General features: G+C 56.9%; 14 protein-coding genes and 1 tRNA gene. 8 read left to right on the top strand and 7 right to left on the bottom strand.

What is annotated here, in order from left to right; genetic code table 11:
- Nucleotides 1-20: 20 nt before the first annotated feature.
- The 4 genes from M9Q49_RS22030 (at nt 21) to M9Q49_RS22015 (ending at nt 3818) form a co-directional block, all read left to right on the top strand.
- The gene (locus M9Q49_RS22030) at nt 21-350 is read left to right on the top strand and encodes a hypothetical protein (RefSeq protein ID WP_254510992.1); all 330 of its coding nucleotides are present in this window, start codon (nt 21-23) and stop codon (nt 348-350) included.
- A gap of 930 nt (nt 351-1280) precedes the next feature.
- Nucleotides 1281-2444: a methionine adenosyltransferase gene (gene metK / locus M9Q49_RS22025; protein ID WP_315861188.1), complete on the top strand. Its 1164-nt coding sequence runs from the start codon at nt 1281-1283 to the stop codon at nt 2442-2444.
- Between the two features lie 128 nt (nt 2445-2572).
- Nucleotides 2573-3214, top strand: a complete 642-nt coding sequence (locus tag M9Q49_RS22020) for a hypothetical protein (protein ID WP_254510991.1) — start codon at nt 2573-2575, stop codon at nt 3212-3214.
- Nucleotides 3215-3317: 103 nt separating this feature from the next.
- On the top strand, nt 3318-3818 hold the full coding sequence (locus M9Q49_RS22015; protein ID WP_254510990.1) for a hypothetical protein: 501 nt from the start codon (nt 3318-3320) through the stop codon (nt 3816-3818).
- Between the two features lie 124 nt (nt 3819-3942).
- Here M9Q49_RS22015 and M9Q49_RS22010 read toward each other — a convergent pair whose 3' ends face one another.
- Nucleotides 3943-4305, bottom strand: a complete 363-nt coding sequence (locus M9Q49_RS22010) for a hypothetical protein (protein ID WP_254510989.1) — start codon at nt 4303-4305, stop codon at nt 3943-3945.
- 433 nt (nt 4306-4738) lie between these two features.
- Here M9Q49_RS22010 and M9Q49_RS22005 point away from each other — a divergent pair, with 433 nt between their 5' ends.
- The gene (locus M9Q49_RS22005; protein ID WP_254510988.1) at nt 4739-5773 is read left to right on the top strand and encodes a hypothetical protein; all 1035 of its coding nucleotides are present in this window, start codon (nt 4739-4741) and stop codon (nt 5771-5773) included.
- 13 nt (nt 5774-5786) lie between these two features.
- The gene (locus tag M9Q49_RS22000; protein ID WP_254510987.1) at nt 5787-6197 is read left to right on the top strand and encodes a hypothetical protein; all 411 of its coding nucleotides are present in this window, start codon (nt 5787-5789) and stop codon (nt 6195-6197) included.
- 70 nt (nt 6198-6267) lie between these two features.
- On the opposite strand, the gene M9Q49_RS21995 is transcribed toward M9Q49_RS22000, so the two are convergent.
- From M9Q49_RS21995 to M9Q49_RS21975, 5 genes are all read right to left on the bottom strand, one after another.
- Complete coding sequence (locus tag M9Q49_RS21995) at nt 6268-6753, bottom strand: YegJ family protein (RefSeq protein ID WP_254510986.1); 486 nt, start codon at nt 6751-6753, stop codon at nt 6268-6270.
- A gap of 10 nt (nt 6754-6763) precedes the next feature.
- Nucleotides 6764-7420, bottom strand: coding sequence for a uracil phosphoribosyltransferase (gene upp / locus M9Q49_RS21990; protein WP_254510985.1), 657 nt, complete (start codon nt 7418-7420; stop codon nt 6764-6766).
- A 119-nt stretch (nt 7421-7539) separates the two neighbouring features.
- Nucleotides 7540-7621: transfer RNA gene (locus M9Q49_RS21985), tRNA-Leu, on the bottom strand.
- Nucleotides 7622-7679: 58 nt separating this feature from the next.
- On the bottom strand, nt 7680-8294 hold the full coding sequence (locus M9Q49_RS21980; RefSeq protein WP_254510984.1) for a hypothetical protein: 615 nt from the start codon (nt 8292-8294) through the stop codon (nt 7680-7682).
- A gap of 29 nt (nt 8295-8323) precedes the next feature.
- Nucleotides 8324-9301 (bottom strand): hypothetical protein, encoded by a 978-nt coding sequence (locus M9Q49_RS21975; RefSeq protein WP_254510983.1) that lies wholly within the window; start codon nt 9299-9301, stop codon nt 8324-8326.
- A 114-nt stretch (nt 9302-9415) separates the two neighbouring features.
- On the opposite strand from M9Q49_RS21975, the gene M9Q49_RS21970 reads away from it, so the two are divergent.
- Nucleotides 9416-11224 carry an arylsulfatase gene (locus M9Q49_RS21970; protein ID WP_254510982.1) on the top strand — a complete coding sequence of 603 codons (1809 nt, stop codon included), beginning with the start codon at nt 9416-9418 and terminating at the stop codon, nt 11222-11224.
- Between the two features lie 67 nt (nt 11225-11291).
- Nucleotides 11292-12191 (top strand): MBOAT family protein, encoded by a 900-nt coding sequence (locus tag M9Q49_RS21965; protein ID WP_254510981.1) that lies wholly within the window; start codon nt 11292-11294, stop codon nt 12189-12191.
- A gap of 10 nt (nt 12192-12201) precedes the next feature.
- Here the strand turns inward: M9Q49_RS21965 and M9Q49_RS21960 are convergent, their stop codons facing one another.
- Nucleotides 12202-13551: a DUF1598 domain-containing protein gene (locus M9Q49_RS21960; protein ID WP_254510980.1), complete on the bottom strand. Its 1350-nt coding sequence runs from the start codon at nt 13549-13551 to the stop codon at nt 12202-12204.
- Nucleotides 13552-13660 lie beyond the last annotated feature (109 nt).

The raw sequence follows: 13660 nt of genomic DNA, 5'->3' as shown, positions 1-13660 counted from the left end.
GTGCAATCAGAGCCCGCCTAATGAAACTAAACCTGCGCGATTTGTTCTGGCTGCTTTTGGTGATCGCAATTGCGATTGGCTGGTGGACTGAAACTTCCAAGGTGCGCCGCGAATACCAGCGTGTGTCAGCGCTGATTCCCGCACCGTTCATTGATGCGGTTGAATTTGCCCGCAAGAACAGTGATGTCGGTCCTCATTTCCGCCTCGCCAGGGTAAACCAAGATCATGATGGGGAGATAATGATAATGTTCCGCTCTGGCAATGGAGTCTCCGGTGCGGTTGAGCGTTGGCGAGTCACGTTCGTAGCCGGCAAGTGGAAGGTGATTTCGCATGAAAGCGAGGATGCGTAGCGCCGTCCCACCGATCTTCGCAAGTGTGCTTTTGATCATGGCGATCTACGTGGGAAGCTATCTGGTGCTAGTCGACCCAGTGGCGGAAAAGTTTGAAAAATACTCCCGGTGGCGGAATGGTGAGAGCAACTATCGCTACTGTGGATTGTGGGCCAACCGCTTTTTCTGGCCGCTAGAGACAATTGATCGGCGAGTTTGGCGGGAAATGAACCGCAAGGAACAGCGGGCAGAGCGAGAGCGCCTTATCCGGACGGGCCAATTAGTTCCTCGCCGGGGGTAATTAGTTGTCTAAGTGCGTGGATGTTTTGTCCGCGTTCCAGCGGGCTTTGCCCAATAAGCCCCGTTGCCCAACAAGTCGGATTGGCGTTCAGCTTGACGAACTGGGTAGACTGACGTGCATGCAACTCAACCTGCGCGATCTGTTTTGGCTAATCTTAGTCGTGGGACTGGGAACTGCTTTGTGGCTGTCGCGTGCCGCCGAAGGACGGCTGCGTACCCAGTTGAGGCAACGAGATGCAGCGAACGCGGAACTGAAGAGCTTGTTAGAGAGAGCGAGAGTCATTGAGTACAAAAGCGGACCGACGACGCAGATTGATAAACGATGATGAAACGTCATCACAATCATGGCTGGCCGTCGCTCCGGCTGAGCTCTTTCATACGAGGGTTGTATCGGGCGATGAAATTCACGCTGCGCGATTAGTTCTGGCTGATACTGCTATGGGCGTTGCGCTTGGGCGGTGAATTGACCGCAAGCAATTGCGAGCGCCACGCCACCCCACCAGCAAACCGCTGTTTCCTAACTAGTCACCGCTGGCTAGGGCTTACTGGGCAAAGCCCGTTCCATCCCCCAATTAGCCGTTGTGAAGTGCCTATCCCAAGCTCTATAATCAGCCACTTCCGAATTTTTCTTGTTTCGTCAGGAGCGTAGCAGTGGCCGCGGGCAAATACTTTTTCACGAGCGAATCTGTCAGCATGGGCCATCCGGATAAGTTGGCCGACCAAATTTCCGATGGCATTTTGGACGCCATCTTTGCCCAGGACCCCGCGAGCCGCGTCGCCTGCGAAACGCTGGTCACCACCGATTTCTGCTGCCTCGCCGGCGAAATCACCACCAAGGCCAAGGTCGACTTCGAACAAGTCGCCCGTAAGGTCATCCGCGAAGTTGGCTACACCGACGACAAGATCGGTTTCAGCGCCGACACCTGCAAGGTCGAGGTTCGCCTCCACAGCCAAAGCCCCGACATCGCCATGGGTGTCGATCGCGATGGCGCCGGCGACCAAGGCCTGATGTTTGGCTATGCCTGCAACGACACGCCCGAGCTGATGCCGCTGCCGATCGCCCTCTCGCATCGCATCATCAACCGCCTGACCGAAGCCCGCTTCAAGAAGGAAGTGAACTGGCTCCGTCCGGACAGCAAGAGCCAAGTCACCGTCGAATTCGAAGGGGACAAGCCGGTTCGCATCGACGCCGTCGTGGTCTCGACGCAGCACACGCCCGAAGTCAGCAACGAAGACATCACCAAGTTTGTGCGCGACAACGTCATCATTCCGGAACTGCCGGCCGAACTGAACCAAGGCGACATCAAGTTCTTCATCAACCCGACCGGCCGCTTCGAAGTCGGTGGTCCTCACGGCGACTGCGGTCTCACCGGCCGTAAGATCATCGTCGACACCTACGGCGGCTGGGGCCGTCACGGTGGTGGTGCGTTCAGCGGCAAGGATCCAACGAAGGTCGATCGCTCGGCTGCTTACATGGCCCGCTACGTCGCCAAGAACATCGTCGCCGCCGGCCTGGCCGATCGCTGCGAAGTTCAACTCGCCTACGCCATCGGCGTCGCCGACCCGGTGAGCGTGCACGTCGATACCCAAGGCACAGGCCGCGTCGACGACGAAGTGATCTGCGGTCTCATCCGCAAGTTCTTCCCGCTCACGCCGAAGGGCATCATCAAGCACCTCGATCTCCGCCGTCCGATCTACCAAAAGACCGCCGCCGGCGGCCACTTCGGTCGCGACGAAGCCACCTTCAGCTGGGAAAAGACCGACCTCGCCGACAAGCTCGCCGAAGCAGCCGGCGTCACGGCTGGTGCTCGCTAAGTAGCGTTCGCCAAACATGTCGCTCCGCACGAACCCCTAGGTTCGTGCGAGCGTGCATCATCGAAACTCAACGGGCCGCGAGGAAACTCGCGGCCCACATCTTGCGCCCCTGTTGAGGAGTAATCACAGTGACTATGAAACTCACAATCGAGGAGATTACTCGCTGGGCAGAAACGAGCGAAGTCGACGAAGAGTTTGCTCATCTGCAGGAGGAGGATTCAGATTGGTTCGATCACCATATCATTGCGAACTGCAATGACCGGGAGTTACTCAGGTTCGCTCAAAATCGGACGTCGACAAAGCGGATCATCTTTACGGTCGGATTGGTCCATCGCCTCGTGCACTACTTGTATTCGCTTCGTCAATTACCGTACCAGTTCTCCAGGTTCCAAGGGATGATACCGTTTGCTGAATACAGAACCGCACAATTAGCGCAACTTGAACAGGTTTACGAGCGCTGCCGCGTTGTCGAGGAGATGAGGAATTCAGAGCAAGAGGAAATCAAAAATTTAGGCAACATGATTTTGGACTATCGCCATGACAGGCGACTTTCTCATGCAAGCACCGCAAAGTTTCTGCAATTGCTGAACTACCAAATTGAGCAGAGCTTTCGAACAGGCGTAACTACGCATACAGCTCGAATTTGCAAGCGTTGCAATGGTCTGTTCAAGTCGTGGATCGCCGACGGTAGCGAATTGGAAGCTGAAAATTGCCCGTTTTGCAAACTCGAAATCGTCTATCCACAGAAATCCGGGCGAAATCGAAACTAAATCACTGAGGTCGAATCTCATTACCTCCAACGAATACCCGCCCAAAATAAACGACACTAAGCTTCGGTAGATCAGGTCGGTACTCCGCCGAGAGACGCCCCTTATGGCAAACGAACAGCATGCGTTTTTGCAGTCGAGCAAGCTGCCCGCGCGTGAACAGTGGCAATTGGCGATAACTCAAGCCGGCTTTGACCTTCAGCTGAATCCGGCGCTGCAGCCTCGCACGGTGGTTGGATATGTTCCGTGCCAACTCAACGGCGATGATTCCGGCGTGGAGATGCATTTCGAAAATGCGGCCGACTTTATGAATTCCTATCGCCACCTCGTCGGCTCGCGAGACTGCTGCATCACGTTTCGTTGGGGTGGGAGTATGCGCGAGTGCGCGTGTGCGATGATCGCATCATTTGCACTGGCTGAATCTTTTGACGCCGTGGTTAGCTACGAAGGCGAGGCTCCGCCTGCGAGCTTACAGGAGTTTCGCGCCGATGTTGAACGAGCAGTGAGAGACGCGGCGAAAGAGAAAAAACGAAAGCCAGCTGCCACAGCAACTCCGCTCAAGACATCGACGCCACCGCAAGGAAAACCGTGGTGGCGGTTTTGGTAGCCGCAACGGCCATCACTTGCTAACAAAGTCACATAGCACGAATCCCTAGGTTTGTGCGAGCGAGATCGAATAAACTCAATGGGCCGCGAGCAAACTCGAGGATCGGTGTATCGTGGTGCCGAAATTACCTTGTCGAAAAACAGCCTGATTCGGTGCAAAAATAGAATGAGTCGCCGCTGCCAACTTGGAAAAACTTACACAATGCCTGAAAAACTACGTACGCAATCGACTGCAACGTGGTATCTGGCTCTGCGGTTCGGACGCTAACTACGTCAATTTTACACTGACGGCAGTGCGGCAGAACAGCGCTGTAGCGTTCGATAAACATCGCTGCGCCAAATTCAATCGCAAGTCGATGCGCCGCTGTCAGTTCACGCCTGTAGGTCACCTGGAGCCCCGTAGCCTCCAATACAGAAACCTCTAGAGCGACTTCAGCATACTTTGCGAAATCACCTTTTTGCCAAGCAAGTCGTGTCTCTATTACCATCACAAACTCCTATCTAATTGGGACAATCCCCAGCTCGGCAGGGTGGCATGGGTTCTACCCATGTATGCCGATGAATTTTGCACGAGGTCGTACCGCAATGCCACGCAAAATCGAAGCCTTTCTTAGGTAACGACGCGCTGCTGTGGCTGGTAAAATCGAGTGGCATCATCCCGTGATCGGAGCGTTAACGAATGAATCCGGATCCAAACTTATCGCCCGACCCGTTTGATCCTGAGCCGGCCTGGTACCGTCATCTGCTAAGCAGACTCCCAGGTTCGTGCCTCGTATCATTTATCATGCTCGCCATCGTGATTCCGGCACTGCTTTGGATTGGTTCAATAATTGTGGGATGGTTGATGAACTAAAAGTCGCAAAGGTCAAGTCGCGTAGCACGAACCCCTAGGTTCGTGCGAGCGCGTCATTGGAGATCGGCGTGTTGCACCTAAAGCCAGATGGCGGAGTTGATCTTGAGCATCGAGCAACGTTCTTTCTGCGCGGCAGTCAGCAACGATTCTTGGCAACCACTCACGATCGCTTGCTTTCAATTGTTCATCCCGGTTCGCAATCAGTGCAACTCATTCAACTGCCTGAAAAGATTCGGGCGGTTTGTCCGCATCCAACGTTGGAGTGCTTTGCGTGGATTGATGCAACTACCGGCTCGCTTCGAATTCATGATTTTGGCGAGACTGGGACTCAAATTACAAAGCACCTGCCCGGCTCGGAAAGTTGGCCCTTACAGGGCTGGGAGGACTGTCATTTTGATTCGACGGGCGATTACTTATGGCTCGTTGCCAATCGTGACAGCGAACATTGCGAAATCCAACTCGTCGAGTCTCGGTCGGGTGACATTGTTGGGAAGACAATAATCGACGACCCTTTCTCCGGCAGCTATTGTTCGTTTCACGTCGGCAACTACGCAGGAATGATCGCGCTGTGGTTGGGCGCGGGACAAGACGGTCAGCAAATATATTGGTTGCAGCAAACAGAGAGTGGAATTTCCTGCACGTTAGTTCAACACCTAGCGAATACTACACCGCCAGTCTTTTCGCCCAGTGGTCGCAGCTTTCAGGTTTTCCTCACCGAGAGGCTGGAGATTGTTCGTTTTGACTTTGACTCGATGGTAAAGTTCGCGGAAGCGACGCTGGACGATGATGACGATATGTTCTCCGAATCCTTTGCCTGGCTCGACGATCGATGGGCGCTAGCCGGCACCAACGAAGGACGAGTCTATGCAGTCGACACCGAAGGGATGAAAATCGAACAGGAAGTTGCCATCGCAGGCCACGAACCTCGACTGGTCGGAGATTACTTTCCAGAACTGGCGAAGGAGACCGGAGTAGCAACCGACATCTCGCATTTTGGGCAACTTGGCGACCTCATTGTTTTCGTCTACCGCCGCGACAAAGAATCGGGTTTGGAGAATTGGAAAGATAGCTTGCTCTGGTTTCGGGCAAGGTGGCCTGTTTGATTCGAGAATCGACATGCACGAATTCCGCGTCACCAAGTACAACCCGCAGTTCCGTACGCCGCGGGGTACATACTCGCGCAGCGAATGGACGTCGCGCAGCGATATTGGTCGAGTGTATGAAGGCGTCGAGTTAACTCTCGCGGAATATCAGCGAGTAGAAGATGCCTACCTCGGCGCGGCGGCTGCCTTTCTGAGTGAAGCACAGGTGGCACAAGTTACCGTTTGCGGGCTCGAACTCGCGTTGATTGACTATCCGCCGGTTGCTGAAGGTGAGCAGCTGACGATCGAGCAACTCCGCGAAGCATTGCGCGGCGTTTTGCGCGAGGAATTCTGGTGCCGATTCGAAGCCGACAACGCCTTTGTTCACGTCGGCTATGACTATCGGCGTGCCGCAGCCTTGCCCCAAGGCCCGTCGTGCTGCTGACGAGAGCGGGCTGTTTGTTGAAGAGTTTCGGTCTCCTCACCGGGCAGAAAGCAAAGACTGAGCCAGTTGCTTACGGCTCGGCCAGAATGCTCCGCAGCTTCGCTGCTTCATCGGCTGACAAGGTTTTCAGCAACGGCCTGAGCGTGCGGTTGCCGACCATTTTGCCGTCGGCTCGCATGTAGAGCCAATCGGAGATGTCGGCTTCGGGGATCTCGATGCGATCGCCCATCTTCACGCTCTTCACCGTGTTCGGATCGTTGTTGATCACGCCGAAGATCTTGCCATCTTTGCGTTCGACGTTGTTGGCCCAGAAATGCTCCACTCCGTTGGCATCGGTGATTCTCACCTTGATGGCAAAGTCACCAACGCCGCGATCGCGCTTCTCAAAGGCCTCCCAGAAATTCGGCAGAGTTTCGCGGGCTTTTTCAATGGCAGCGTTCATCTCGGCGTCGTCGCCTTGGACGTTCACCGTCCGATCGCGATCCAATGCGCCGCCGCAGCCAACGAGTGCCAGCAGGGTTACCAACAATGCGAGGACAACTGGTCGACGATTCATTCGCAGCGCCTTAACAACCGGTATTAAAAATCCGATCCCCCGCGTCACCCAAGCCCGGAATGATGTACTTCCGACTGTTGAGTTCCGGATCGATGACGCAGACATAGATTTGCGTATCGGGAAATTCGCGTTGCACGGTTTCGACACCCTCGCGTGAGGCAATGACCGAGAGAAGCTTGACTTGCTTCACGCCCCAGCGTTGCAAGGCTTGCAGGGCGGCCACGGCTGAGCCGCCGGTGGCGAGCATGGGGTCGAGCACCAGAGCTACGTCAACCGGATGCGACATCGGCAGTTTGCTGTAGTACTCCACGGGTGTGGCGGTGGCTTCGTCGCGATACAAACCGAGGTGCCAGACTTCGGCGCACGGAATCAAATTTAAAATCGGATCGACCAAACCCAGCCCAGCCCGCAGAATCGGCACGAGGCCGATCCGCTGCGCGAGCGTGTGGCAGGTGGTGGTGGTCAGGGGCGTTTGCACCTCGACCGGTTCCGTGCCGAGGTCTTTGGTCGCTTCATAGGCCAGTAGCACGCCGAGGCGCTGAATGAGCTGCCGAAATTCTTCGGGCTGCGTCGTCTGATCGCGGAGTCGGGCCAGGTGGTGCTGCACCAGCGGATGTTTGAGTTCTAGGGCAGTTTGCGCAGTATTCTCGCAGAAGGCAGTGCTCATGACGGGACTCACGCGAAAGAAGACGCGGGCGGAAGCGATGGCTCCGTTGTACCGCAGAAATTGGCAGTCGTCAAAGGAAGGAAATCGTCGCGCAGCCGTAGCTGGAAGAGGGGGGACAGTGGCCGCTGTGGGACTTGAACCCACACACCTTTCGGCACAAGATCCTAAGTCTTGCGTGTCTGCCAATTTCACCAAGCGGCCAGTTTGAATCAGTTTACTGTGAACGGAGTGACACTTCCAGGCTGCTCGGCAAGCGGTTCTAGCGAGAAAGAGTGCCGCAGACAAATTCGAACCAATACTTGGCGAAGTAGGGCTGCGCGAAATGACTGAACGTCAACAGCGTGCTGAAGGCCGCCGTCGTGCGACATTCGCAGCCATCGACCCGGGTTGCATTCCAGCAGTTGGCAAAGAAGGAAAAGAGCAACGCCGTATGTAGCAGCGCATACAGCCATTGTTGAACCTGGAACAATGCGAAGCCGCCGACCACGGGCACTTCAAGAAACGCGTGTTTCATATCCGCATCCAGCGGAAGAAAGAGAATGAACAGAGTCCAAAGAAAATGGCTCGCGACGGTGCAGATAATCACGGTGCCGAGTGCTGGCAGAGTGAACCGATTGCGAATATCGATCGACGAGAGTTGTGCAGCCTGCGGATCCTGGCGGGTCAGGCTCGCGCCCAGCCCCAGGCATCCATAGAAAATGACTGCATAAACAAATAAGCACAGGGCCGGCACGAAGCAGCGCAGACCAAACAGCACGGACATGCCAACGCCGAATAGCAGAAATTTTCGCAGCGAGAACGATGCTCGCGGAGCACCGTTCTCGGGCTGACGATTTCGACGCAGCAGCGGTTTGATTCTCGGCGTGGCCCGCATGCTGATTCATTCGGGGCCACGTATCGACTTTATTCCGCCAGTTCTTTCCACACGCGAAATGCCGGATGCGGTTGGCGTTTGGGATCAAGCAGGCCCCAGGATTTTTCGATTTCGAGTTTCGATTCCTGGCTCTTCCACGGAAGATCGAAGGCTTCGAAGCCGATGCCGTGGCTGACCCAGACCGGGGCCGTCGGTTTGTCGTCGATCACGGCGATGGTGCCGGCGGCGGTGTAGTGATGCCAGTACTCGCTCTGCGAAGTGGGCGTGTACATCGCATTGCCGGCGTGCGGAAAGCCGGTCTCTTTCACGAGAACTGCTTTGCCGGCGCGCTTGGCGATCTTGGCGGCTTCCTCGCGAGTCCAGGCCGCGGCTTTTTCAGCGGCGAGGTCTTTGCGATCGAAGACCGGGTGAATGTTCGGGCAGCAGAACTCGCCGAACTTGAGGATCACGTCGTTCGTGTAACCGTGCAGCGGTTCGCTGGTGCTAATCGGCACGTTCTTCGGCAGCAACGGGCGGATGCGCTGTTCGGCAATGGCGAGATCTTCGAGCTCATAGCGTTTGAAAGTAATCCCTTCGTTGCCGACGAGCACGCCCATCACGAGCTTGCCATCGTATTGTCGTGCGAGAGCAGCGACGCCGTCGATTTCATTCGTCGATTTCGGATTCCAAATGGCGAGGAGCACTGCGCGATAGCCCAGTTCCTTGGCCACGCCGAGCACGCGCGGCGTGCATTGCTCGTGATAACCGTACAGCACCAAGCCATCGAAGGCCGGCCGCAACGCCGCGAGATCGGCACGGATCGAGCTCGTCAGCAACTTCCCCTGATTGGCTTCGTTGCGCGGATCGAGCTCGGCGGGCGTATAGCAAATCATCCGGCCCGGATTTTCCTTGGCCGTGAGGTAGGAATAGAGCGGATAGGAGTGATCCTCTTTGTGCTGTGCCAGCGCCGGCGAAAGGAGGCCAACGAGTGCAATCAGGACAACGAACGATGACAGTGGGAACTTCATGGAACTCGCCAGACGGGGAGGATGGGATTGCGAGACGCGAAAAGATACCCTCAAAATGTAGAGCCAATTCGCGGCCAAGGAAATGAGCTCAGGAATTCAGCGAGGGAATCTGCAATGCGTGTTACTGCCATCCGTTGGTCGCTGCCACTGCTGTTGTTACTGAACTTGTTGGTTATTTGCAGTGAATTGCGGTCTGCCGAAAAACGGCCCAACGTGGTGATTTTCCTGGCCGATGACGCCGGCTGGGGCGATTACAGCCGCAACGGCAACCGGCAGGTCTCTACGCCGCACATCGATTCGATCGGGGCGAGCGGCGTGACGCTCGATCGCTTTTTCGTTTGCCCCGTTTGTGCACCGACGCGGGCCGAGTTCCTCACTGGCAGGTACCATCCGCGAACCGGCGTGCATGGCGTGTCGACCGGCCAGGAGCGGATGAACCTCGACGAACGAACTATCGCCGAAGCATTTCAACGCGCCGGCTACGCAACCGGCGCCTTCGGCAAATGGCACAACGGCAGCCAGGGACCCTACCATCCGCTGGCCCGCGGGTTTGATGAGTACTACGGCTACACCTCGGGCCACTGGGGCGAATATTTCGACCCGCCGCTCGAGCACAACGGGCAGGCCATTCGCGGCAAGGGCTACATCGTTGATCTCTGCACCGATCAAGCGCTCGCCTTCATCGACAAGAACCGCGAGAAATCATTCTTCTGCTACGTCCCCTTCACCACGCCTCATTCGCCTTGGGCGGTGCCGGAAAAAGATTGGGCCCGCTTCAAAGACAAGCCGATCACGCAGCGCGGCGGACCGCAGGAAGACCTCGACGAAACGCGCTGCGCTCTGGCCATGCTCGAAAACCAAGACGGCAACGTCGGCCGCGTGCTGGCGAAACTGGATGAACTGAAACTGAGCGACAACACCATCGTGCTCTACTTCAGCGACAACGGCCCGAGCACGCCGCGCTGGACCGGCGGCATGAAAGGGAAGAAGGGAACGACCGACGAAGGAGGCGTGCGCTCGACTTGCTTCCTGCGCTGGCCGGCGAGATTGCCGAAGGATCGCACCGTGAAAGAAATCGCCGGCGCGATCGATCTGCTGCCGACGCTGTTGTCACTCGTGAGCATCGAGCGAGTTGGTGATAAACCACTCGACGGCCGTGATCTGTCGCCGCTGTTGCTGGGAACGAGCAGCGAGTGGCCGGAGCGGACGATCTTTTCGAGTTGGAATCGCAATGTGAGCGCGCGAACGCAACAGTATCGTCTCGATAACAAAGGCGAGTTGTTCGATCTCGCAAATGATCCCGGTCAAATGACCGCGGTGACGAAAGAGCATATGGCCGTCGCAGACAAGTTGCTCGCTGAAGTGAAGGCCTGGAAAAAAGACGTCGGCCTAGGAGCACAACCAATGGAGACGCCGAAGGGGGCGAAGAAGAGCGTCGATCCGCGACCGATTCCCGTGGGCTACAAACCGCTGCCGCGCACCTGGCTGCCGGCCCGCGATGGCGAACCGAATGGCGGTGTGAAACGAAGTTCGAGTGCGCCGAACAGTTCGTATTTTGTGAACTGGACGAGCAAGGACGATTCGCTCGTTTGGGAAATCGACGTGCTGACGACCGGCAAGTATGCCGTTGAGATTCTTTACACCTGTCCGCTGGAGTCGGCGGGCTCGACGATCGAGTTGACGCATCAACAAAACAAGCTAGCGGGCAAAGTCGCGCCCGGTTGGGATCCGCCGCTGTACACCAATCAGGACACGATTGCACGGCCGGCAGGGGAGTCGAAAATGAAGCCGTTCCGCTCCTTGTCGCTCGGCACGCTGGAGTTACAGGCTGGCCGCGGGCCGCTCACGCTGCGGGCATTAGAAATTCCCGGCAAGGAAGTGATGCAACTGTTGGAACTGAATTTAACGCTGATCTCCCCCTAATTCGGAGTGGCGATCGGTGTCTGTGATCCCGGCATTCCATTTGCGGTTCTGATGGCAGAGAACCACTATGAGTGCCGTTGCCAGTCACATGTCGAATGCCCCTGCGCGCCGCGATCGCGTGCTGCCGTGGGTGCCACTTTTGGCGCTGATTGCCATCGTGCTGCTGTGCGGCGCGTCGTTGCATCCGGCGGTGTCGGCGTGGTTGTTGGCGGCGTCGATCTATGTTGGATTCAAGTGGCTCGCCTTCGCCAACTCATCGGTCGCGCGGCGGGCATCGCGGCGCGATTCGTTATTGTTTCTGCTTCTCTGGCCGGGGATGGATGCGGATGCGTTTTTGACCGAGCGTCCAGTGACGCAACCGAACGTCCGCGAAGTTGCTTCGGCGGCGGCGCTGATGCTGCTGGGGCTGATCACGATCTTTGCGTTACCAACGCTCCCGCTCTCGACGGAAGTGCGCGGCTGGACCGCCCTCGTAGCGATTGCCTTGTTTCTGCTGTTCGGCGTCGCCCAGACAATCTCGATCGCCTGGCGAATTTGCGGTGTCGATGCGCAGCCGATCATGAACAAGCCGATGCGAGCAACGTCGCTGGCTGACTTTTGGGGCGCGCGATGGAACTTGCCGTTTCATGACATCGGCAGGATCTTTGTTTGGCGGCCGGTCGCGAAGCGCTTCGGCTGGCCGACGGCGACGATGGCCGTCTTTTTATTCTCGGGCGTCATCCATGATCTGGCGATGTCGATTCCTGCCCGCGGCGGCTGGGGATTGCCGACGATCTACTTCCTGCTGCAGGGAGTTGCGGTACTCTTCGAACGAAGCCCGCTCGGGAAACGTTGGCAACTCAGCCGCGGTTGGCGCGGCCGAGCATTCGCTGCACTCTTCGTGCTCGGACCGCTGGGGCTGTTATTTCACCAACCGTTTTTGCAACGGGTTGTGCTGCCCACGATCGACTGGCTCACACCGAGCTAGTTCAGTCGAGCTAATTCCACCACGGGGCTTCAGCAGCGCCGGTACGGGCCTTCGCGCTGTCGCGAGTACCGCTGATTGCTGGTTGCACAACCGTTTTATCGGCTGCCTCCCAGCTGTTGATCGACACGCCGCCCGACGCCGTGATGACCCAGTTATTTCCCTTCTTCGTTGCACTCGATTGCGTGGCGACTTTCTTCGGCGAATTCCACTTATCGAGTCCGCTCTTGCTTGAGGTGGAAGTGAGCTGCGGCAGATCGCATTTGGCCTTGGCGGGTAGACCTTCCTTGGCGAAGAGGGCGGCGATGACGCACATGTCCATTACGTTGCGGAGTTCGCCGAAGACGGGCTCCTGCACGGCGAGTTCGTCGTACTTGGAAGTGAACTGGTCGCTCCACTTTTGCGCGATCGGGCTGGCCTTGCCGGTGCCGCGAACTGTGCCGGCTGCGTTGTTTACAAATTCATCTTCGGTCTGAACTTTCACTCCTTTACCTCGCAGCTCCCAAGCCAAGCCGTCTTCGCTGCGCCCCATAGGTTCGTAGTTGCACGCCATCCACCAGCGGGGCATCATGTTGTCGATCTTGGCTGGGGCCATATCGATAAAACTCACCAGCCCTTTCACCGGCGAAGGCTCGAGCTTCATGCCGATGCGTTTCATCTTGTAATCGGCTGCGACCAGCACGCAGGCGAAGTGCGAAGTCTCCGGCGCACCGCTGATCGTGATCTGCTGATCTCCGAAGGCCTTTTCGATGGCGCCGACGATACCGGCCGTAAACGTCTTCTGAGTCGACATCAGTTGCTCGTATCGTTGACGCCCCTCCGCAGTCGGATCGATCGAGCAAGAGAGCTTCCCCTGCCGTGCCGATTCGACGGTGCGAAATGCAACGAGCAGATCTTCGAGATTGAGCACCGGCCGACCTGTGGTCACACCCACGGTGTTTCCCTTGCCGTCCATTTTCCAGCCTTCGCCCGGACCTGCCAGCACGATGTCGTTGCTCTCGGGATAGAGCAGCACATACTGCAACCGCTGAATGCCGGCCAGGAATTTGATTTCTTCCGGCAGCGTGCGGCAGGTATTCTGGCCATGCTCGCTCAAGGCTTGTTCGATGGATCGGAGCGAAATCTTACGAAGTTCGGTCGGTTTCTTCTGCTTAGCAGTAGGCCCCTGCAGTTGCTCGAGCAACAATTCGTTCAGCTGTTTGAGTTCCAGCGGGTCGGTGTTTCCAAGCGCCCCCTCGGCGCTGATCGAAACACCGCCGACTTGATTGCCATAGCCGTTACCACGGTTGTTGCCAGCAAAAGCTGAGGTGCAGGCAACGAGAGAGAGTACGAGCGCAAGCACCGCGCAGACGCGAACAGACATCAGTGGACTCCTCACCAAAAGAGCCTGTCAGCGCAAAGAACGGTGGAAAGAATTTCCACTTGCGCGACAGTGGTTATGGCGACATAGTCCCTGAAGCCATGAACCAACC

The sequence above is a fragment of the Anatilimnocola floriformis genome, from assembly GCF_024256385.1.
Taxonomy (GTDB): Bacteria; Planctomycetota; Planctomycetia; order Pirellulales; family Pirellulaceae; genus Anatilimnocola; species Anatilimnocola floriformis.
The sequence above is the reverse complement of the archived record's forward strand: the minus strand, read 5'-3'. Positions and strand labels throughout refer to the sequence as shown.